Raw genomic sequence first — 21491 nt, 5'->3', positions numbered from 1 at the left:
CCGGAACCGTTTAACGTAGTGAGACCATGATTTTTACACTCCGCCCCTACCAGCAAGAAGCCGTAGACGCCACGCTCAGCCACTTTCGCCGCCACCGTACGCCCGCCGTGATTGTTCTGCCGACCGGCGCAGGTAAAAGCCTGGTGATCGCCGAACTGGCGCGCGTCGCCCGCGGACGGGTACTGGTGCTGGCGCATGTGAAAGAGCTGGTCGCGCAGAACCACGCCAAATATTGCGCGCTGGGGCTGGAAGCAGATATTTTCGCCGCCGGACTCAAACGTAAAGAGAGTCAGGGCAAAGTCGTGTTCGGCAGCGTACAGTCGGTGGCGCGTAATCTTGACGCCTTCCAGGAGGAGTTTTCGCTGTTGATTGTCGATGAATGCCACCGCATCGGTGACGATGAAGACAGTCAGTATCAGCAAATCCTCACTCACCTGAGTAAAGTTAATCCTCACTTACGTCTGCTTGGACTCACCGCCACGCCTTTTCGCCTCGGAAAAGGCTGGATTTATCAATTTCATTATCACGGTATGGTGCGCGGCAACGACAACGCGCTGTTTCGCGACTGTATTTATGAACTGCCGCTGCGCTATATGATTAAACACGGCTATCTGACGCCGCCTGAGCGGCTTGATATGCCAGTGGTCCAATACGATTTCAGCCGCCTGCAGGCCCAAAGCAATGGGCTGTTCAGCGAAGCCGACCTGAACCGCGAGCTGAAAAAGCAGCAGCGGATTACGCCGCACATCATCAGCCAGATTGTGGAATTTGCGCAAACGCGCAAAGGCGTGATGATTTTCGCCGCCACGGTCGAACATGCGAAAGAGATTGTCGGTCTGCTTCCGGCGGACGACGCGGCGCTGATTACCGGCGATACGCCAGGGCCCGAGCGCGACGCGCTGATTGATAATTTCAAGGCGCAGCGTTTTCGCTATCTGGTTAACGTCTCGGTGCTGACCACCGGCTTTGACGCCCCACACGTTGATCTCATCGCGATTCTACGTCCCACGGAGTCAGTTAGTCTTTACCAACAAATTGTCGGGCGTGGTCTGCGCCTTGCGCCGGGAAAGACCGATTGCCTGATTCTTGATTACGCAGGCAACCCGCACGACCTGTATGCCCCGGAGGTCGGTAGCCCGAAGGGAAAAAGCGATAACGTCCCTGTCCAGGTATTTTGCCCGGCCTGCGGCTTTGCCAACACCTTCTGGGGGAAAACCACTGCCGACGGCACGCTGATTGAACACTTTGGCCGTCGCTGCCAGGGCTGGTTTGACGATGACGACGGCCATCGCGAGCAGTGCGATTTTCGCTTTCGCTTCAAAAACTGCCCGCAGTGTAATGCCGAAAACGATATTGCCGCCCGACGCTGCCGGGAATGTGACGCCATTCTGGTCGACCCGGACGATATGTTAAAAGCGGCGCTCAGGCTCAAGGATGCGTTAGTCCTGCGCTGTAGCGGAATGACGATGCAGCATGGGCAGGATGAGAAAGGCGAATGGCTGAAAATCACTTACTATGACGAGGACGGCGCGGATGTCAGTGAGCGCTTCCGCTTGCACACGCCCGCCCAGCGTACCGCTTTCGAACAGCTATTTATTCGCCCGCATACCCGCACGCCCGGCGTTCCTTTACGCTGGATCACGGCGGCGGATATTGTCGCGCAGCAGGCGCTGTTGCGGCATCCCGATTTTGTGGTCGCGCGGATGAAAGGCCAGTACTGGCAGGTGCGTGAAAAAGTGTTCGACTATGAAGGCCGCTTCCGCCGGGCGCACGAATTACGTGGTTAATTGTACTTTTCATTGATGTAACGGCGATTTGAGTATAGAATCCCGCCCGCCTTTGCATACGCAAAGCAGATCACTTACCTGTTGCTGGGTCGCCTGTAGCAGGAATTATTAAAGAGAGATTTAAATGTTTACTATCAACGCAGAAGTACGTAAAGAGCAGGGTAAGGGTGCGAGCCGCCGCCTGCGCGCCGCTAACAAGTTCCCGGCAATCATCTACGGCGGTTCTGAAGCCCCGATTGCTATCGAACTGGACCACGACCAGGTGATGAACATGCAAGCTAAAGCTGAATTCTACAGCGAAGTTCTGACCCTCGTTGTTGACGGTAAAGAAGTAAAAGTTAAAGCTCAGGCTGTACAGCGTCACGCTTACAAACCGAAGCTGACTCACATCGACTTCGTTCGCGCGTAATCGCCTGGAAGTTGAAGAAAAACCCCGCCCCGGCGGGGTTTTTTTATGCGTTTAATTGAATTTGACGACATGCAGAGCAACGAGAACCCACTTTGCTTTTCTGCTTTCTTACACCTCGCCACATTCAATTAGCGCCTCCCCTAATCGAGGATCTGTAGTTTCCGACGCGGTATTCATACCTTTAAGCCGATTGAATAATGCCCGTTGACGAACGCTGGCACTTTCCGGTTTCCATGGCAGAATTCGTATTGGTATCGTTTGCCCGTCATTCAACGCATCAAATACCTTTTCATTGGTCAGTAAGTCGCCGCAGCTCCATGTCTTGCTATCAAACTGAAAATCAAATAAGACATGGAGTTCCAGTTCATCTACACGTACTTGACGCTTTGCATTATCGATGCGTATTTCCACCTTCTCTTTATGCGTCAAAGTTGCATCAAGATTGAGTCCATACCGTTTCAACTGCCCCTTGTCGTAATAGTAACGTATGCTGGACCAGGTTGATTTAAAAGCAAATCCAGTAATGAATAAACCACTTAACAAGAACAGCGGGCATATGAACAAGCTCAGTAACCAGTTGGCACCATAAGTATAAAACAGTACCAACGATAGAACGGTGAACACCATGCCGAGCACCAACATCATCAAAAATGCGACAATGTGCGCATACAAAACCTGCCGAAATAAACTGAAATTAACAGGCGGTCTCTGACGTATTCCTTTACTCACTACGGCGTCCTTTTATGTCGTATGCCTTTATTTCCCGCCCGACGTGCGTCGCTGCAACTGATCGCGCAAATTCGGCGGCGTCCCTTTGATAGTCAGGGTATCGGTCGCCGGGTCCCAGAAAATCCGCTCGCCCAGTAGCATCGCATCAAAGTTAATCGTTAACCCGCCGCCGCTGCCGGCATATTTGGTTAACTGGCGTAGCGTACTGCGATCTGCCGGGAAGCTCTCTTCCAGCTCATAGCCTTTTTCGGCGGTAAATTCGCTGAAGCTGACTTCACTGACGCCGGAAAGCTCTTTAGACAGCGATTCCAGTTCAATCTCTTCCCCGGCTTGTAATTGCTCATTGCAGTAGCTGTACACCTGCTGGCGCACGTTCTGACGTTCTGCTTTATCCAACTGCGCTTCTGCGGTGAAATCATCCACTGCCTGCAACAGGCCGCGATTCTGCGCTTTGGCGTTCAACCCTTCGCTGGCGCCGAGGAAATCCATAAAGAAGTCAGCGACCTTGCGCCCTACCCGACCTTTCAGGAACGTCAGGTAGCGGGTCGATTGCGGATTAGTTTCCCACTCGGTAAGATCGATACGCGCCACGATATCCGCATGGTTAATATCAAGATAATGCGTCGGGTTAATGTCCAGATTTTCATTGACCCGCATACTGCTCAGGTTGTTCAGTACCGTAACCAGCAGATACTCCACCGCCAGGTAACGATAATGGCAGAACAATACAATGCCGCCGTCCGCAAAGGGATATTTCGCCAGTTCGTCACGCAGGCGTCCGGTCGCCGCCCGGCTAAAGGCAAGAAAATCTTCTTCCCCCTGACGTTGCAACCGCAGCGCTTGCGCCAGTTCACTCTCTTCATTAAACAGGCCATACGCCTTATTCTTGGCGCTATAGACCCGATGCAGTTCAGCCACCATCTCGACAACGGTGGTTGTCGGCTCCAGCAATGAATCGCGCAAGACCAGCTCAAGATTTTGCTCATCGCGCTTGATAAGCTGGTGCAGGGCAATCTGGTTGATATCCAGACTCATGATAAACTCTCCTTTAAGACCGGGCGGTATTCAACCACCGCCTGCCGGAAGACGCAAGCAATCGCCCTGTCATTTCAGGCGTTATCCGTAACGCGAATGATTTAGGGGATAAAAATGCAGAAAAAAAACTGTTGCTACGGTAATATGTTGCCCTTTCATGAACAAACAGATTTTGATTTATGCCACAACTCTCCCGCTATAGTGATGAACATGTTGAACAACTGCTGAGCGAACTGCTCAGTGTACTGGAAAAACATAAGGCGCCGACCGATCTTTCCCTGATGGTGCTGGGAAATATGGTCACCAACCTTATCAACACCAGCGTTGCGCCGGCTCAACGCCAGGCGATTGCGAACTCTTTTGCCCGCGCCTTGCAGTCTTCGATTAGCGAAGACAACGCGCACTAAAAAGCCGACTCCGGAGAAACAAGCGACAGGTATGGTAACTCATCGTCAGCGCTACCGTGAAAAAGTCTCCCAGATGGTTAGCTGGGGGCACTGGTTCGCTCTGTTCAATATACTGTTGGCTACGTTGCTCGGCAGCCGTTACCTGTTTGTCGCCGACTGGCCGACAACGCTTGCGGGTCGCATATACTCCTACCTGAGCATTGTCGGGCACTTTAGCTTTCTGGTGTTCGCCACCTATTTGCTTATTCTTTTTCCGCTCACGTTTATCGTGATGTCCCAGCGGCTGATGCGGTTTTTATCAGCCATTCTGGCGACCGCGGGTATGACGTTGTTGCTTATCGACAGCGAAGTCTTTACCCGTTTCCACCTGCATCTTAATCCCATTGTCTGGGAGCTGGTCATCAACCCTGACCAGAACGAAATGGCGCGCGACTGGCAGCTTATGTTTATTAGCGTGCCGGTTATCTTATTGATTGAGATGCTATTTGCGACATGGAGTTGGCAAAAGCTGCGCAGTCTCACGCGCCGCCGCCATTTCGCAAGGCCGCTTGCGGCATTCTTTTTCGTCTCCTTTATCGCATCGCATCTTATCTACATCTGGGCAGACGCTAATTTTTACCGGCCGATTACCATGCAGCGGGCAAACCTGCCGCTCTCTTATCCGATGACGGCGCGACGTTTTCTTGAAAAACACGGTCTGCTGGATGCGCAGGAATATCAGCGCCGTCTGGTAGAGCAAGGCAATCCGGAAGCGGTCTCCGTTCAGTACCCGCTCAGCAATTTGCACTATCGCGATATGGGCACCGGTCAGAATGTGCTGCTCATTACCGTAGACGGCCTGAACTATTCTCGCTTTGAGAAGCAGATGCCGGAGCTGGCTACATTTGCCGAGCAAAACATCGACTTCACCCGTCATATGAGTTCAGGGAATACCACTGATAACGGTATTTTCGGCCTGTTCTATGGCATATCGCCAGGCTATATGGATGGCGTGTTATCCACCAGAACGCCTGCGGCGCTCATTACCGCGTTGAATCAGCAAGGCTACCAACTGGGACTGTTTTCTTCGGATGGCTTCGCCAGCCCGCTTTATCGTCAGGCATTACTGTCCGATTTCTCGATGCCGGCAGCGCAAACGCAGTCTGATGCGCAAACGGCCAGCCAGTGGATAGACTGGCTTGGGCGCTACGCACAGGAAGATAACCGCTGGTTCTCATGGATATCGTTTAACGGTACTAATATTGATGACAGTAACCAGAAAAATTTTGTTAAGCGTTACGCCAGTGCCGCCAGCGACGTGGATGCGCAAATCAATCGGGTTCTGAACGCGCTGCGAGAGGCCGGTAAATTCGACAATACTGTCGTGATCATTACCGCAGGACGCGGCATACCGTTGACGCCGGAAGAAAATCGCTTCGACTGGTCGCAAGGTCATCTGCAAGTACCGCTGGTGATCCACTGGCCGGGGACGCCTGCGCAGCGTATTAATGTGCTTACCGATCATACCGATGTGATGACCACGTTGATGCAACGCCTGTTACATGTCAGCACGCCAGCGAACGAATATTCACAGGGCCAGGACATCTTTACCGTTCCACGTCGTCATAACTGGGTAACGGCGGCAGACGGCAGTACGCTGGCAATCACGACGCCGCAAATGACCCTGGTGCTCAATAATAACGGTCATTATCAGACCTATGACTTACACGGCGAGAAGATCAAAGATCAGAAGCCGCAGCTCAGTCTGCTGCTGCAAGTGCTAACAGAAGAGAAACGTTTTATCGCTAACTGATTAATTATAAATCAGTTAGCACCGTTTCCCCTTGCATTCGCGTTGGAAAGAGGTAGTATTAGCACCCACAAGTCGGCACGTAGCGCAGCCTGGTAGCGCACCGTCATGGGGTGTCGGGGGTCGGAGGTTCAAATCCTCTCGTGCCGACCAAAATTCCTCGAAGAACCAGCCTGTTACGGCTGGTTTTTTTATGCCTGTTTTCTGAACGGGGAAGCAACGGGGAATAATCGGGGAAAAACCCCGACACAAAACATCGACTTTACCGTAAAGTTTCAACTATTCACATCACCGGGCAGTCATCAAACTCCGCGTTCCTGGCATCATTAATGATGTACGTGATAACTCCAAATATTGCGTGTGAAGAATTGTAGCCATCACCATCTTCTGGCAGCGCTTCCTTTCTCCCGTTCTCCAGATTTATCAGGTGGGGCTGAGGGTGAGTTCGGTATCGCTTGATCCTGAATTCCCCATCTATCGCGCATATCAGCAGCGAGCCATCACAGGTTGAAAGCGACGCGTCCACAACAAGTAGCGCCCCCTGGATTATCCCTTCCCTGAAATGTGAACGCGATGCCCGCATGAAATAAGTCGCTGCGGGCTGGCTGATTAGCTGCTGATCGAGGGAGATCCTTGTTTCAACGTAATCACTGGCAGGTGAAGGGAAGCCCATGGCTATAGTCCTCCGTTTGGATTGAACAGCTGAAAGGTACGTCTCCCCTTCCTGCGTTGATACATCGCGGAATGTTGTCACATACCACTCGATCCATTCGTTAGCCTGCTTCATCGTCCAGTTCCAGTTAACCTTGCTCAGTTGCTGGACAAACCGCTGTGTGGTGACGGTCTTCCGGCCATTAGGTTCCTGCTGTATCGAAGCATACCAGGCTATTTCAATATTGATGGTTTGCCCGGAGCAAAAGATATCATTCTGGGAGAATTGACTAAGAGGGTTCACCGGATCTTCCCCGATGCTGATGTTCGGGTTAAACCGATGATGACACTACCGGCGATCAATACTGACGCCAGCAAGCATGAGAAGGAACAGATAAGCCGTACTGTTCAGGAAATGTTTGAAGAGGCTGAATTCTGGTTAGTGAGCGAGTAAAGTTTTTCAATATCCGCCATAGTTACGTTTTGATCGCGCTGTGGCGGATTTTCATTTTCGTAAACGTTCCCTTTTCCCATTCTCAAAATTTACAGGGTGCGATTGCGAATGTGTCCGGTACCGCTTAATCCTGAACTCCTCTCCATCTATGCAAACCAGCAATGAGTCGTCGCGTGGCGAAACGGACGTATCAATAACCAGCAAGATGCGCTGGTCAGTGACCTTCTTTGATGTAGTTGATGTAGTTGATGTAACAGGTCAATTTTAGGTGACGACTTTTATAAAAAAGTCTATCATCCATTATCTTAATTTCGTCTTGTGTGGCACCTTGGAATTATAGGTAAAAAATGATCTACAAGAAATTCAGACTCGATATAAATGGGCTAAGAGCTTTTGCATTGATAAGTGTTGTGCTGTATCACTTCGGTGTACCTTATGTGTCAGGTGGCTTTATAGGTGTAGATGTTTTCTTTGTAATTTCTGGTTTTCTTATGACTGGAATTGTCCTTGAACGCGTAGACCACAAAGGAGTACTTGATTTTTATATTGCAAGATTCCTAAGAATTGTACCAGCTCTGGTATTTGCAATTCTCTTGTTGATGATTTTCGGTTTATTTACACTAAGTACAAATGAATACGAAGCACTTAGCAAGAACGCAATATCGTCTTTACTTTTTTATTCAAATAATTATTACGCAATTCACTCTAGTTATTTCGACTCATCATCAGAGTTCAACTTTTTGCTTCACACCTGGTCACTATCAGTTGAGTGGCAATTTTATATTTTATATCCTTTATTAGTCATTATAGTTAAAAAATTACGGTTTCCTGTTGGACTCTCATTATCTGTAATTTTAGCCATGTCACTTGCAATTACACTTATGCGAGTGACTGGAACCAAAGAAGATATTTTCTATCTTATCCCTACCAGGGCATGGGAAATGCTGGCTGGCGGCCTTGTATACATAGCATCTGTACGTTACAAAATGCCAGAATGGATAAAGCATTGTGAGGTTTATGGGATAGTCCTCATTGTTGTTGCTGTTGTTATACTGCACAGTAATGGTTACTGGCCAAGCTATTCAGCACTCGCTCCCGTGCTGGGTGCTTCGATGGTTATTCTGGCTAACAAACAGAACTCTTTATTCACATCAAACAGAATTGCACAGTGGGTGGGTAAGATTTCTTACTCAGTTTATTTATGGCACTGGCCTGTAATTGTAGCGATGAAACATTATGATATTGAGTTCAGCGCTATAAATATTTTCTTTGGTGTAATTGTGTCTTTTGCGCTTGGGGATATTTCATACAGAACAATTGAAAACACGCTCAGGAAACGAGTTAAGCTACAATTTAATATTGTATTATTTTCCTCTACTCTGGCTCTATGCTTGTTTGTCATGTTCACAAAAGGTGTTAGTTTTAGATTTTCAGACACCCTAAAGCAAGTCGTTGAGTATCGTATGGACAACTCTCCCTGGAGGCCTGATATTTGCTTCCTCAATCCAGATCAAGATTATTCAGCATTCTCAAAATGTCAGGATAAAATGACTGAAAAGTCTTTTGTTGTATGGGGTGACTCGCATGCCGCACATCTTATGCCAGGGCTGAAATCGGTATTTGGAAATTCACTTAACATTACGCAGAGAACTGCAAGCTTGTGCCCACCAATCATTGGGCTTCAAAAAGATGACAGGCCGTATTGCAAAGACATCAATGATATGGTAGCCAAGGAAATTTCAGACAACAAGCCTACTACGGTATTAATGTCCGCGTTGTGGCCTGTCTATCCTATGCGTGATTATCTGCCTGAGACTATTAAATTCCTGAAGGATAACAAAGTAAAAAACATCATCATTGTTGGCCCGTTCCCGGTTTGGAAGAAAACGATGATTGATACTATTGAGGATATGGGGATTAATTCCGGAAGGACCGTTCCATGGAGCATGACGGATGAAACCCGTAATCTGAGAGATAATGACAAATATCTTAGAGAGCTGGCGAAAGAGCATTCCCTTACTTATATTTCACCACTTGAGACTATGTGTACAGAAAGTTATTGCAAAGCAATAATAGGGAATAGAATTGCTTACCCTATACAATATGACAATGCGCACCTAACACCAGAAGGCTCAGGGTGGTTTATTGAGGAAGTGAAAAAGCAGATTTCAAAATAAACAGAGGGGCTTGCCCCTCTTTTTATTTTATAAAACTACAACAATAATGCAAATTATTTTATGTGTATAGCTTTTCTGATGGGGCATGCTATATTTTGTGCAACCGATGTATCAACCGCTTTCAGCGCATCGAGATAATCCAGCCACAGATTGTACTGCGCCAGTTCGTCGCCCGTCAGGCGCCCGAGCGCCGCTTTGCCCGGCCACCGCCTGCTGTTCATGTGCTCGTTGGCCTGATCGATTCTCTTCTTCTTTTCCTGATTTGCGGCAGAAATTAAATCATCTTGCGTTGGAGGTGGAATACAAACCCAGGCAATACGTCCATTTGATGAACCGAGATACATTCCCTTTGGTGGAGTTTTCATATAATACTTATCAACTTCTTCATCGGTCAGAGCATAAAAATCATTCGACCACAACCCACTGGCCTTATAAGCTGGAATGTTCTCCTCTGAAAAATATGTGTTTGATGTCGAGGAAAAACATATTATGCTCATGTCAATACCCCATGTAAATTACAGATATGGAATTATCGCCACCGGATGGATTAAATATACGAATAGCACCGTTGTTCTCAATCAAATATGTTGGGGATATCGTAATATCACCTTGTGCATCCTGAGGGGTAAGCGTGGCAGCCTTGAATACATAAGGAAATGTTGTTGGTAATGGAAAAACATACCCTGAAGGGCTATTCCCGGGAACAAAGCAATTTAAAGCCTGAAAGATTGCGCCACCGGGCAGAGAGGTATAGATCCCGGCAGGGTTGTCCCTGAGAACAAATGAAGAAATGTCCGGGTTCTGATTCGCGCCGTTGCCCACGTCCCGTTGTGCGGCCGATTTCAATTGAACGTTTCGAGCACATGATTTTTATCTATTTATTCAGATATTCCGGCCAGTTAATATCAGGTGCAACATCTAGCGCCAGTCGGCGCAGCTTTGTTCGGTATTCACGTAGCGCAGTGAGTTCGGACAATTCAGCAGCCGTTATATCGCCATCGTCCTGAGCTTCTACAAGCTGATTGATTTTTGCTGTGACCGACGTCATACGCCTGTCGCGCTCTGCCGTAGCTAAAGCAACATAATCAATCTGAACAGGGGCAATAACGCCGTTGCTGTAGGTAAAATTCCCAGGCTGAAAACCATCGGGAATATCAGTATCAGCGAATTCCACAACAGAGCAATTCAGCGGAAATAGCTTAGTCGCATCTTTATCCGCAGCAATAATCAGCCCTGTTTTGTCATACTGGATTTTCAGCGTATCGGGCTGGAATAACTTCTGTAACACATACCAGTCAACACCTGATTCATCCTGGATAAACTGAATACTGCAATTCTCTGATAATTTCTGCTGAACAAGGGTTAATTCCGTTGTTTTAGTGAAATTTTTAAAATGCCTCATTTTTATGCTCCCACCGTATACCACTGGCCATTCACTTTAAGCTGTAACAGGCGTCGTTGGATCCTGTCTGGTGTATCGTTCGAGTCTCCATTCTCAACACCTGTAATGACGTAACCTAACTGGTCTGCAAATCCGGGCGAACGATATAAGTTTCCATGCTCAACGGCACCGAATCGAATTGACTGAACATACCCACTCAGCATGTCAGTTGTAGCAAGGAATACACCAGACCCATCATCATGAAGCATAAATGGCTTTGTTTTGTCGTTCTGGTACACACCAACCATGGTGATGTACTGACGCGCTGGCTTAGAAGCCACAAACGCGCTCAGCCAGCCCGGTCCGCTACCACCGCCCCATATATCACCGTATACATCGCCATTTTTGTTGAATATCGCACTTCCAGCCTGCAAGTTTTCAGCAGCTGCGATAACACCGAGTCGGGTGCTGATATATGCCCGGATAGCCAGGTCTTCTGAGTTCTGAAATCCGATACCATTCCATGACTTAATGTTCAGATTGTTACCATTAAAACCTGCACCATCAACGTCACCTTTAGCCATCCCACCAGTGCCATCCCCAACCGTAACCAGGGTATCGCCACGCATATTTGGTGCAGAAATACCCCCCGTAAAGGCGCCCCCCTCCAGCATCGCCACTTGACGCCATGAGGTAATACCCGTTCCTGTTCCGTGACCAAACAATACGTTATTGCCACTGACTGCAAGAACATCCACAACAGTGGTCGGACTTACCACCTCGCTAAGGGTAATAATTTGCCAGAAACTTACCTGGTCTGGCGCGTCGGGGGCCTGATGCGCACGCATAAACTGACAGCCTGTAGCCGCACGCGCGCCGATTGATGTTCGGTCAATTGCGTCACTGACAAACGTTCCCGCGAGGAATCGCCCGTCACCTTTAAAAAGAACGTCTACTAAACCAACGTTCTGGAGAAACAGCGGCTTATTCGGGATGTCCGCGCCATTCTGATTTTTTTCAAGACGGGTTTTAACCTGTTCATAGATCAACCTGCCAATGGCGGCGTGAAGCTGCGTATGTTCGCCTTTACTGAGTGGTATGCCGGCGGCTTCAATAACAGTACAGACCTCTTCCTGGACTGCATCCCACATATCACTGTTGAGATCCGTTGCGCGGCGGCCCGTGGCGGGATCACCATTCGTAAATCCGTTTTTCCCCTGACCAAATTTATCTTTTTGCGCAGTGGGCGTATCAATTCTGTGCATTCTCTTTTCCTTCCGGATAAGCAAAAACAACAACCGTATGTGACGGACAAAGCTTATCAATCACACATTCAGCAACAGTATCGCCCCACGTTCTGATCGCAGAATCGCAGGTGCTTGTACAGGTCTGCCATCCAGCAGACGGGAAAAACGGGTAATCTCACGAATCACCACACCATCCTCGTCCTGGTACCATTCCTCTCCGTCGCGGGCGACGCGAAATGCAAAAGAGGACTGGTTGATATCCCCGCGCTGCATTGGTGCCAACACCAGATCACGGATTGTCTGAGTTTCTGGCGCGGTGATGTCATAACGCAGCCCCCGCTCATCAACCGTCAGTGCCAGCGTGCCCGCACTTCTGCGACCCAGGATAAAATTGGGGTCATGGTTGAACAACGCCCGTACATCGTCATTCAGCACTTCATCAAACGCACCGGGCCGGATGATTTCGCGAAACGAACCGAAAATCAGTTCAGAACGACTGTCAAAGACCGAACCATACCCGATGATCCGGCTGGGCTCGCTGTCGTGCGTTTCTGCGCGCACCTCGCCGCTGTAACAGCGAATTTCACGTTCACTCATCTTGAGTGTTCTCCTAGATTGTGGTTTTGGCTGGCCGGGAGGCGTTGACGCTGACCAGCATTTCATCAAGGCCGTCTTTCGGATTCATGTCCTCAAACGCGCGTGCTTCGTTGCGGCTCATCCATCCGACATACTCAAGAGCAGATGCAAAGGTCAGTGTCAGAGCGCCACAGAGCAAAATCTCGAGCATTTTTCGCTTCCAGCCGCCACCACTGCCAAAATAGGCGATGCGCAAACCAGCCATAACAATCGACATAATGACTGCGCCCAGCGGTGTGTCTCCACGCCACCAGCTCTGTAACAATTCAAGTAAATCAGGCCAGGTATTTGGGTTATGAGGCATTTGTAGTTATCTCTCACCTCGCTGATACAGCAGGTGCAAATTGAGGGAATACCACGTACCGCAAATCAGAAGCGGAAACGTAAAAGAAGCCGAGCCAATCGATAACTGCGGGATAGGCCAGGCCCAACGAATCCCAGGCCCAGAAACGACAAAACCCGCTCGACGGCGGGTTTAAGCTGCGTGGCAAAGTAACCACTCTTAGCAGATTACAAGAATTTTTGCGGACCGCGTTAATGATTTTTAATCCCAAAGTCGTATTATGCGTTTTTTACTGTAGGAGTTAACAGGCTTATATTATGTTAGAAACACTATCATTCACTGAACGTGACGAGTTCCAACGAAGAAACATCGCTGAAAATATCATCAAATTGCTAAAACCAGAGGCAGACATTTCACCACTGGTAATAGACGGTGCATGGGGGACAGGGAAATCAGAATTTAGTATCAAACTGAAGAATCTCATTATCGAGCAAGAAACTGAGTCTAAAGTTGTCTATGTTGATGCCTTTAAAGGGGATCATGCAGAATCTCCATTACTTCTAATAACATCAGCTATTGCGAGCATTTTGCCGGAGGAGGAAAAACAAAACTTCATTAAGAGATCTCTTCCTGCAATTCGATTTGGTTTAAAAACTGTACTAAAAGCTGGTGCAGGTTGGTTTTTACGACAGGAGGCTAGTGAAGTTGCCGAAGAATTCCAAGATGCGATGAAGAAAGCAAGCAATGCAGCAATAGATGGGACTATTGAAAATATACTTGAAGACCACATGGAATCAGAGAAAAACATAAACTCTCTAAAATCTTGCATTGAAGATATATCAAACAAGCAAAAGATAGTGATAATTATTGATGAATTAGACCGATGTAAGCCAAGTTTTTCAACAAATATCATTGAAACAATAAAACACATCTTTGATATCAATAACGTATTTTTTATTTTAGTTACAAACACTGAACAACTAAAAGCATCTATAAATCATATTTATGGTTATAGCATTAACTCACAAAAGTATCTTGACAAGTTTATAAAATATACCATTACTCTTCCAGACACATGCTTAATAAATGGGCATAACGTATGTAAAACCTCGGTTATATATTGGGATCACCTTGTAGGTGAAACTACATTACTAAATAAAATCAACAGCTTAGTTGGTAGCTTTATTTGTGATTTAATTCAACGAACCAACTTATCCTTACGTGAAACACAAACCTTTTCACGCAATCTTAACATTTTCCGACTGTTAAACGACAATGAGTGCAAAAGCAATGATCCTTTTATAAATATGATCGTTGTCGTAGCTGTCTTCATACATTGTTTTGGTGACAAGGAAAAACTAAAACAAGAAATTACCGCTGAATCTATATCTTATTTAGCAGACCTGCTTAACATAAAAGAAATACCTTATTCTTATGAGAGAAGATCGCAAATCCCTGAAATATCAATTATATTCTTCGGAATAATTAAAGACAGCATTACTCTTAATGAGCGATTTGCCCCTAAAAGTGATGAGGAACTTAAAAAGTTCACAAATGTTTATACTGATTATGAACACCTAAAATTTTGGAGCACTACTCCCAGAGAGTTAATGATAAAATATATTAATCAAATGTCATTCATCCAGTAAATAATACGCCCCTGCATGGGGCGTATTATTAAACGTCCATATCTAATGTTAGATCCAGCATTGAAAGGCAGCCATCAATAAATCCTTCGGCTAACTGTATTTCTATACGTACCAATTTCTCATCCTTCCCACGCACCTTTGCAATCTTACGCTTGGATATTCTGTATAAATAATGTGCCACAAGAAGCGAATGCTCATCAGGCCTTTTTTGCTTTAAACGAGCAAGACACCCCTCAACAATTAATGCGTCATTATCAGAACAAGCCACACGTGTCTTGCAGGTATAGGGAAGAAGCCCTTTAAACCCAGCAGCTATAGGCGAATAGTCCACTCCTGAGCTATCACTCGCCGCCCATGCCCCCCAACGCTCAAGAACCATCTGAATATCACGCATCAACTTTCTCCACCAAATCAGGCCAGCACGCCAATTGCCAGCGCGCGATCGATAAAACGAAATATCAACTCCAGTTGAGAGCCGTATTTCTCTTCGAATGCCACGGTGTCCGCATGTAACTCATTGTGATGCGTTCTGCACAACGGCAGCACAAAGAGGTCATGCGCCTTTGTTCCCATCCCTCCCTGACCGTAGCCTATCAGGTGGTGCGGATCATCCGCCTGCTTCCCGCAGCAGGTGCACGGCTGGGATTTAACCCAGCGGGTATATCTCTCATTGACCCATCGACGGCGTTTCGGACGTAACATGAAGCTTTCCGGCGATTCCGGATCAACCCTGAGCGCCAGTACCTTTTTCGCCTTATCCTGTACAATGCTGGTGGCCAGCACCGAGGGAACAATTTCACTTTCACGGGTAGCTGACTGGACAATTGCCTTCGGCATCCTTAATGCTTTTCTCGCAGCGCTCTCCGGTAAGACTTCTGCCAGGTTATTGCGTACCATCCACCAGCACAGTTCCGGGAGAGTAACTGCGTGCATATCGTCAAAACCCAGATCACGACAAACAACCGATAAAACCCATTTTGTCGTGTTCTCCACAGCTATTGATTTCAGCCGTTCCGTAAACTGTTCGCGCAGCAGGTTATCGCAGTGCCAGCACAGTCGGATTGCCCCCGGAGCGTGGCGCATGGTTGTCATCTGTTCGCTGTGCCAGTCTGAATGCGGCCACTGACAGCCATTCCCCCGGAGTAGCCAGCTTTCCAGACTATCCAGACCACCAGCACGATAGATAACCGACTCATTACAGAACACATCACGAACAGCAGGATCATCCGCCAGCGGCTGTGATACCGCCGGGACCGCGCCGCTGGCGAAAGATGAAAATTGCTCCGGCTCTGGTTCAAGCAGAACACGCCCCTGCATAAACAGGGGCATCAGTTCCGATCCCGGCCTGAACAATACAACGCCCATACGAGGAGCAATTTCAGGGGTCAGTAACGCTCTCACGATCACCTCAATGAACGGTATCGAGCAGCTTCAGCAGCTCAGGGAATTTGGACTCGAAGAAATGCGGCTGCGTCTCGCGAGGGTTTGCCGGGCTGGTGATGTTTTTGCCGAACATGCAGCCTTTTGCCGTCAGCGACCAGAATTTTTTAATGCCGTTAATCGCGGAGCGACTGTAACGCTCACGATGTTCAACAACACCCAGCTTTGCTAACTGCTGATACGCCTGATTAGCCGTCATCCGGATATTTCACCTGTACATCATCCGTACTGTCTGATGTTGTTCGTCCGGGAATATCTTTGTCGCACCGCACCTCATTCACCTGGTGCATCAGTTACGACGCCACTGAGCGTTCAGATAGCTCCCCAGCATCTCCTCCACAAGAGGTCGCAGGCCATCCAAAAATGTCTTTTTCGCGCTCTCCATCGCTCTTGCTCCGATAGTGCGCTCTGCATCGGTATTACCGACCAGCCCAGACGGTCTCAGCTCTGTGTCAGACAGCATCCGGTACGTTTCCTCATAATCCGATATTTGCTTTTCACGAAGCGCGTTAACGCGTTCCGGCGCTTTGCGCTCCAGCACTCTGTGTAACGGCCCCCACTGCAGTATCCACTCCCTGAACTCGCTTTTTTCAGCGGCTTTCACCTGAAGCTCCGCGTCCTGAAGGTCTGTAACCGTCACGCCGGATACGTCAAAGAAACGCATTTCTGACGTCACGCTGGTCAGCCCGAGTGATTTCTTCAGCTTATTCTGATACGCCAGCCAGACCTCAATTTCATCAACGAGAGCCAGCGTTCTGACCTTTTCCCGGGCAATCTGTTCCAGTTTTCCCAGACGGAACATCTCACGCCCCGTGGCAACCAGCGCCGCGAGATCGTTATCGTATTGCCCTTTTTCTGCATTATGTACCAGCTGTACGTTCTTCATCTGGTGCAAAAAAAATGTGACCCGGTCCTCGCAGCTTGAGGTTGCCTCTGTTGCCATAGCAAAGGTGTTTGCTCTTAACGCCTCATCTTCAGCCAGTTGTGCCAGCCAGGACGATATCTGTGCCTTAAACCCCGCGTCCTTTATGAAGTTTTCCGTCTCACTCAGTCTGTCCAGGAAGAGGCTGAATGCGTCGGCGTTATCTTCCTGTCCGAACATATGCCATCTGTCTGCAGGAGCCGGTTCCCCCTCCCGGGCAGGCACCAGCCAGTCAGCGGCCGCCAGGTGCAGTGCCCGAGTTTCCCGGGGGGCGGAGGCTCCCGCCATATCGAATCGTATTATGGGGCCTGAATAGCCAGGCGCGCTGGTGATCTCCCGCAGCGCCTGCAAAGTACGTTCAGACAGTGGGTTCCCTTCCAGATTTACGGTTGTCTCTGAAGACAGATGAATGAGACTTTCCGGCAGGCGGGTCAGCTGGTTACGATAGACCGACAGCGACAGTAGTCCTGACGGCAGCATCGGCAGGCTGGTCAGCCGGTTACCAGATACCATCAGCTCCTTCAGTTCTGACGGCAGCACCGGCAGACTGGTCAGCCGGTTACCAGATACAATCAGCTCCTTCAGTCCTGACGGCAACGCCGGCAGGCTGGTCAGCCGATTATTATAGGCCCACAGCTTATATAATTCTGACGGCAGCGTCGGCAGGCTGGCCAGTTGGTTATCAGATACCGACAGCTCCTGTAGCCCTGACGGCAACATCGGCAGGCTGGTCAGCTGGTTATTATAGGCCCACAGCTTACATAATTCTGACGGCAGCGCCGGCAGGCTGGCCAGTTGGTTATCAGATACCGACAGCTCCTGTAGCCCTGGCGGCAACACCGGCAGGCTGGTCAGTTGATTACCAAAGATCCACAGCTTACATAGTCCTGACGGCAGCGCCGGCAGGTGGGTCAGCGGGTTACTAAAGATCGACAGTTCCAGTAGTCCTGGCGGCAGCACCGGCAGGCTAGTCAGCTGGTTACCAGAGACCTCCAGCGTCCGCAGTTCTGGCGGCAGCGCCGGCAGGCTGGTCAGATTATTATCAGGAATAACCAGTGTGGTAATATGCGCGGGTAAACAGTCTGGCAAGGTGGTAAGACCTGATTCTCCCACGTTAAGCACTGCATTGCCATTATTCAGGCAGGCACGCATTTTCTGTACCACTGCTGCACGGCCGCGTGACTCTTCTGCGGGTGCAGCCCTTCTCCACGCTGACCAGACAGCATCATACTCTGCTGGCGTCTGTGGAGCCGTTGTGGCAGGGAGGAAGGATGTCCTGAATGTCCCGGATGCCCCTTCCGCGTGTCCTGTGCCCTCCTCACCCTGTGCTGTGTCCAGGGTGAGGCGATGTGTTTCACTGTACCCCTGGCAATTTACGGTATAGTTCCCGGCATCATCAAGGGTGACTGACAATATCTCCTGACTGTCTTCATCCAGAATACAGAAGTAATTTTCCCCGTGCTGGCCGGAATGAATGCTTTCCTCCCATCCGGCATACGCGAGCGTCCTGAGCAGTTCAAATCTGTTGATCACATCCTCCCGCGTCGTTCCGGCCGGCGGGTGACAAATCGTCCAGATGCACTCCAGCGCTTCAGTCTGGTGCGTTGAGCAAAAAAATTCCTTCATTTTTTCCCAGGAACTCATTTCAGGGGGGGTATCAGACCAGGCAATACGATAAATGCGGCGATTACTGATGGTGGCGGGAAGACATCCGCTTCCAATATGAAAGGGCATAACAAAAAACCTTTATAAATTTACATATAGTATCTGTCCGGCAGACATCATCTCTTCCTGGTCTTAATTTCACAATAAGGTTATCGGCGGATTCATGGTCGTCCTGACATGGCGGGCTTCAGAAGGTGCAGAAGAAAAATCCGTTATGATGACCGGATGGCGGGACTGTCATTTTACAGCTAAAGTGTCGATTTTTTCAGGGTCGCTTTCCACGATGACCAGATCATCCGGTATCAACGCCCGGGCGTTCAATTTTCGATTCTGCCTGCCTGCGCAGCTCTTCCGGCGAATAAACCCTTTGAACGACTTTACCGTCTTTAAACTGCCAGCAGCATGAATATCAGCGCGACGGTTTTCATCCGTATCAGGCAACTCTGCAACGCTCTGGCCAGCAGGCCACAGCCCGGAAACATCACGCGTAATACACGTAATAACATCGTTATCGTCGTAGGTAATTTTCAGCGTGTCTGCTGAAAATAATTGCTGGCACCCATACCAGTCCTGACCATCCTCTGATTTAAGATACGCCGCATCGGCGAATAATGTGTCATCTGGTTCCGGTGCATACGGAATGAAATTTTTAATATTTAAAAACTGTTTGTTCTTTTTATTTTTTTTCCGCTGTCATAATTATTCCTTCTTATACACTTGGGGCTGTCACCCACGTATCACCAACCAGATACTGAATGGGACGTTGTCACCCGAATAGTCATCGCGCCACGCACTCCCATTACCTCAATCACTGCGCCAGCGAGACAGATATTACCGCAGCCAGTATCCGTGATGATTTTGTTATAAGCGTAAGACCAAGAGCCACGACACATCCAGTAAGGGTGATTGAATGCGCCCTGAGACTCCAGCCAGACGATAAACTCCGCCGTCGTCCACGGATTATCATCACAGCCGATAATAACTGCGCCATCAAACGCTCGCGCGGCACCGATACGACGCACAAACAAATCCTTGTCCGGAATATCGCCGCCATTCTGTGATTTTTGTAATGCATCGGCGGCACGACTTATGGTTTCTCGCAAACCAACGTATTCGATAAGACCGTCAACACTTTTTCCTGACAGCGCCGTCAGGGTTTCGTCCAGCGGCTGCTTGCCCGCCAGTTTATTCAGTACCGTGGTGGCAAAGTTCGGATCATTTCCCAACGCGTCAGCCAGTTCCTGCAGGGTGTCCAGTGGCTCCAGTACGGAACCAACCAGCGCGGCAATCAGTTTGCGGACAAACTCCGCGTTTGTTGTCTGAAGCCCTTTAGCATCGCCTGGCGGCGTCGGTGTGGTCGGCGTTCCAGTGAATGCCGGGCTGTCCAGCGGCGCTTTGGTCCGTACCTCACCCATAACGGTTTTTACCGCCTTTGGTGTGGCCGCCAGCGCTTCGCTGTCACTGTCCGTGGCACTGCTTAATTTAACGATACCTTTTTTCGTCAGGCTTGCATCTTCCAGGGAAATCACGTCTGCGATATCCTCGGCCCGTTTCGCGGCCTCTTCGGCTCAGGTTGCCAATTCTCCGGCTGCAGCTCTGCTTTGCGCTGCCAGTGATGCGCTGGTATCAGATGCGGCGGCGTGGGTGGATGCCTCCGATGCTGATGACTAGGCGGCTGCCGCCGTTCTGGCTGTGTCAGCCGACGCCGCGCTGGCTGATGCCTCCCCGGCTTTTGTGGTCGCCGTACCTGCGCTGCTCTCCGCAGATGCTGCGGATGAAGCTGCCGACCAAAATTCCCCTTGAAAACCAGCCTGTCAGGGCTGGTTTTTTTATGCCTACAATTAAAAAGTTAGCTGATGCCAGAGACGTTATTTTGCATGAACTGATTTTGCATGAACTGATTGGACATCTTTCCTGTGCAGTGGTCACAGTAAAGTCAATGCAGGCAACTAACGTAAACCATGTTTGTACTAAAACAGAAAAAGCGCATCTACACCCTATACTGGAAAAAATGTTTGCAGTGGCAGGTAAATGAGTAAGCAATCTGTCGCAGCAATAATAAAACGTTCTGGTAAGGTAAACGGCCTACCACGCCTTTGTCGCTAACAATTAGCCTCCCTGTCGCCATAGGGTCGATAACGATCGGCTATTCACAACACGTTTTGTAGACAACGTACGGTGATTAATTACTCCTTCAGCCAGCAACTCGCTAATTGTTATTCAACTTCAGAAATTATAACTAATTGAAGCACCTACAAAATTATGCCCTGAATTTTTATCCGTAAGTGATCCATTCGAGAAATGCCGGATATAAGCTTCTGTAGAAAAAGCCCCAAAGTTCCAGCCAAGAAACGCTTTTTCTCCAAAGGTAAATGCAGAATTGACACGCATATCATCTCGCGACTTAGATTTTATATAAGCCCCCAGACCAATACCGGTATAGATACCAGCGAAATGAACCAGCGCCACATCCTTCGAGATACCCAATACGCCCTGGTTATATTTATTACAGGGAACGCTGCCAGAATGTTTACTGCAATCATCGCTACCCTTAGCCTTAAATCCTCCTAACTCCAGATTATTTCTTGCCTGTAAAAAGAAAAAATCGCTGGGTTCACTGTATGTCAGAAAAGCCGTATATAAGTGCTCAACCCCTCCTCTTCTTATACTTTCTCCCGCAGCAAAAGAGATCTGATGCTTGTTGCCCTTGCCAAAAAAAACATTATCATTAGCAGAACATGCGAATGCACAAGGTAATAATAGATATATAAATATTCTCTTCATATACACTCCACCACCATTTCAATGTCAATAGTTATTTTTAACCGGC

20 protein-coding genes, 1 tRNA gene and 5 pseudogenes are annotated in these 21491 nt (G+C 48.7%); 9 read left to right on the top strand and 17 right to left on the bottom strand.

The features are described 5' to 3' along the window. The first annotated feature begins 26 nt into the window (after nucleotides 1–26). Both QEN31_RS07955 and rplY read left to right on the top strand, forming a co-directional pair. A complete protein-coding gene (locus QEN31_RS07955) occupies nucleotides 27–1787 on the top strand; it encodes a DEAD/DEAH box helicase (RefSeq protein ID WP_000578130.1) in 1761 nt (586 codons plus the stop codon). Between the two features lie 124 nt (nucleotides 1788–1911). Further along, on the top strand, nucleotides 1912–2196 hold the full coding sequence (rplY, locus tag QEN31_RS07950; RefSeq protein ID WP_000494192.1) for a 50S ribosomal protein L25: 285 nt from the start codon (nucleotides 1912–1914) through the stop codon (nucleotides 2194–2196). A 108-nt stretch (nucleotides 2197–2304) separates the two neighbouring features. Here the strand turns inward: rplY and QEN31_RS07945 are convergent, their stop codons facing one another. Together QEN31_RS07945 and yejK are read right to left on the bottom strand one after the other, a co-directional pair. Then, the gene (locus QEN31_RS07945) at nucleotides 2305–2925 is read right to left on the bottom strand and encodes a hypothetical protein (protein WP_000033443.1); all 621 of its coding nucleotides are present in this window, start codon (nucleotides 2923–2925) and stop codon (nucleotides 2305–2307) included. Nucleotides 2926–2952: 27 nt separating this feature from the next. Next, nucleotides 2953–3960: a nucleoid-associated protein YejK gene (yejK, locus tag QEN31_RS07940; protein WP_000050806.1), complete on the bottom strand. Its 1008-nt coding sequence runs from the start codon at nucleotides 3958–3960 to the stop codon at nucleotides 2953–2955. Nucleotides 3961–4139: 179 nt separating this feature from the next. Between yejK and QEN31_RS07935 the strand changes: the two genes are divergently transcribed. From QEN31_RS07935 to QEN31_RS07925, 3 genes are all read left to right on the top strand, one after another. Beyond that, nucleotides 4140–4367, top strand: coding sequence for a YejL family protein (locus QEN31_RS07935; protein ID WP_001135904.1), 228 nt, complete (start codon nucleotides 4140–4142; stop codon nucleotides 4365–4367). Nucleotides 4368–4398: 31 nt separating this feature from the next. Continuing rightward, complete coding sequence (gene yejM, locus QEN31_RS07930) at nucleotides 4399–6159, top strand: LPS biosynthesis-modulating metalloenzyme YejM (protein WP_000256150.1); 1761 nt, start codon at nucleotides 4399–4401, stop codon at nucleotides 6157–6159. Nucleotides 6160–6232: 73 nt separating this feature from the next. After that, nucleotides 6233–6309 (top strand) — tRNA-Pro (locus QEN31_RS07925). Nucleotides 6310–6439: 130 nt separating this feature from the next. Here the strand turns inward: QEN31_RS07925 and QEN31_RS07920 are convergent. Next, nucleotides 6440–6829, bottom strand: coding sequence for a HumD family translesion DNA polymerase (locus QEN31_RS07920; RefSeq protein ID WP_438796083.1), 390 nt, complete (start codon nucleotides 6827–6829; stop codon nucleotides 6440–6442). A gap of 2 nt (nucleotides 6830–6831) precedes the next feature. Further along, a pseudogene (locus QEN31_RS25360) lies at nucleotides 6832–7057 on the bottom strand (DNA polymerase V). On the opposite strand from QEN31_RS25360, the gene QEN31_RS07915 reads away from it, so the two are divergent. Both QEN31_RS07915 and QEN31_RS07910 read left to right on the top strand, forming a co-directional pair. Beyond that, nucleotides 6971–7261 carry a DinI family protein gene (locus tag QEN31_RS07915; protein ID WP_000884778.1) on the top strand — a complete coding sequence of 97 codons (291 nt, stop codon included), beginning with the start codon at nucleotides 6971–6973 and terminating at the stop codon, nucleotides 7259–7261. The pseudogene QEN31_RS25360 and the gene QEN31_RS07915 sit on opposite strands and share 87 nt — an antisense overlap. A 347-nt stretch (nucleotides 7262–7608) precedes the next feature. Then, complete coding sequence (locus QEN31_RS07910; RefSeq protein WP_000639473.1) at nucleotides 7609–9438, top strand: acyltransferase family protein; 1830 nt, start codon at nucleotides 7609–7611, stop codon at nucleotides 9436–9438. 53 nt (nucleotides 9439–9491) lie between these two features. Here the strand turns inward: QEN31_RS07910 and QEN31_RS07905 are convergent, their stop codons facing one another. The 7 genes and pseudogenes from QEN31_RS07905 to QEN31_RS07875 all read right to left on the bottom strand — a co-directional run bounded on the left by QEN31_RS07905 (nucleotide 9492) and on the right by QEN31_RS07875 (nucleotide 13006). Then, on the bottom strand, nucleotides 9492–9935 hold the full coding sequence (locus QEN31_RS07905) for a tail fiber assembly protein (protein ID WP_000022213.1): 444 nt from the start codon (nucleotides 9933–9935) through the stop codon (nucleotides 9492–9494). Nucleotide 9936: 1 nt separating this feature from the next. Beyond that, nucleotides 9937–10260, bottom strand: a complete 324-nt coding sequence (locus QEN31_RS07900) for a hypothetical protein (RefSeq protein ID WP_125572651.1) — start codon at nucleotides 10258–10260, stop codon at nucleotides 9937–9939. Between the two features lie 52 nt (nucleotides 10261–10312). Then, a complete protein-coding gene (locus tag QEN31_RS07895; protein WP_001215679.1) occupies nucleotides 10313–10840 on the bottom strand; it encodes a tail fiber assembly protein in 528 nt (175 codons plus the stop codon). Between the two features lie 2 nt (nucleotides 10841–10842). Further along, the gene (locus QEN31_RS07890; RefSeq protein WP_000554739.1) at nucleotides 10843–12084 is read right to left on the bottom strand and encodes a hypothetical protein; all 1242 of its coding nucleotides are present in this window, start codon (nucleotides 12082–12084) and stop codon (nucleotides 10843–10845) included. Beyond that, nucleotides 12071–12214: pseudogene (locus QEN31_RS07885) on the bottom strand (phage tail protein); the annotation flags it as partial. The pseudogene QEN31_RS07885 and the gene QEN31_RS07890, both read right to left, overlap by 14 nt. Next, nucleotides 12190–12663 (bottom strand): annotated as a pseudogene (locus tag QEN31_RS07880) (HK97 family phage prohead protease); the annotation flags it as partial. The pseudogenes QEN31_RS07885 and QEN31_RS07880, both read right to left, overlap by 25 nt. A gap of 13 nt (nucleotides 12664–12676) precedes the next feature. After that, nucleotides 12677–13006 (bottom strand): phage holin, lambda family, encoded by a 330-nt coding sequence (locus tag QEN31_RS07875; protein ID WP_001120499.1) that lies wholly within the window; start codon nucleotides 13004–13006, stop codon nucleotides 12677–12679. Nucleotides 13007–13302: 296 nt separating this feature from the next. On the opposite strand from QEN31_RS07875, the gene QEN31_RS07870 reads away from it, so the two are divergent. Beyond that, nucleotides 13303–14634: a KAP family NTPase gene (locus QEN31_RS07870; protein WP_000894640.1), complete on the top strand. Its 1332-nt coding sequence runs from the start codon at nucleotides 13303–13305 to the stop codon at nucleotides 14632–14634. 28 nt (nucleotides 14635–14662) lie between these two features. Here QEN31_RS07870 and QEN31_RS07865 read toward each other — a convergent pair whose 3' ends face one another. The 5 genes and pseudogenes from QEN31_RS07865 to QEN31_RS25355 form a co-directional block, all read right to left on the bottom strand. Then, entirely contained in the window at nucleotides 14663–15031 is a 369-nt protein-coding gene (locus tag QEN31_RS07865) for an antiterminator Q family protein (protein WP_010989045.1), read from the bottom strand. Nucleotides 15032–15045: 14 nt separating this feature from the next. Next, entirely contained in the window at nucleotides 15046–16035 is a 990-nt protein-coding gene (locus tag QEN31_RS07860) for a DUF968 domain-containing protein (protein WP_001202279.1), read from the bottom strand. 7 nt (nucleotides 16036–16042) lie between these two features. Next, a pseudogene (locus tag QEN31_RS07855) lies at nucleotides 16043–16279 on the bottom strand (KilA-N domain-containing protein); the annotation flags it as partial. Nucleotides 16280–16363: 84 nt separating this feature from the next. Further along, nucleotides 16364–18730, bottom strand: a complete 2367-nt coding sequence (gene sspH2, locus QEN31_RS07850) for an SPI-2 type III secretion system effector E3 ubiquitin transferase SspH2 (RefSeq protein WP_099949639.1) — start codon at nucleotides 18728–18730, stop codon at nucleotides 16364–16366. A 956-nt stretch (nucleotides 18731–19686) separates the two neighbouring features. After that, a pseudogene (locus QEN31_RS25355) lies at nucleotides 19687–20346 on the bottom strand (phage tail protein); the annotation flags it as partial. 146 nt (nucleotides 20347–20492) lie between these two features. Here QEN31_RS25355 and QEN31_RS07840 point away from each other — a divergent pair. Further along, nucleotides 20493–20696, top strand: coding sequence for a virulence protein MsgA (locus tag QEN31_RS07840; protein WP_001653202.1), 204 nt, complete (start codon nucleotides 20493–20495; stop codon nucleotides 20694–20696). A gap of 191 nt (nucleotides 20697–20887) precedes the next feature. Here QEN31_RS07840 and pagL read toward each other — a convergent pair whose 3' ends face one another. Continuing rightward, a complete protein-coding gene (pagL, locus tag QEN31_RS07835; RefSeq protein WP_000281877.1) occupies nucleotides 20888–21451 on the bottom strand; it encodes a lipid A 3-O-deacylase PagL in 564 nt (187 codons plus the stop codon). Nucleotides 21452–21491: the final 40 nt, after the last annotated feature.

Origin of the sequence: Salmonella sp. SA15303, from assembly GCF_029962125.1 — a bacterium.
GTDB classification, from domain to species: domain Bacteria; phylum Pseudomonadota; class Gammaproteobacteria; order Enterobacterales; family Enterobacteriaceae; genus Salmonella; species Salmonella enterica.
The sequence above is the reverse complement of the archived record's forward strand: the minus strand, read 5'-3'. Positions and strand labels throughout refer to the sequence as shown.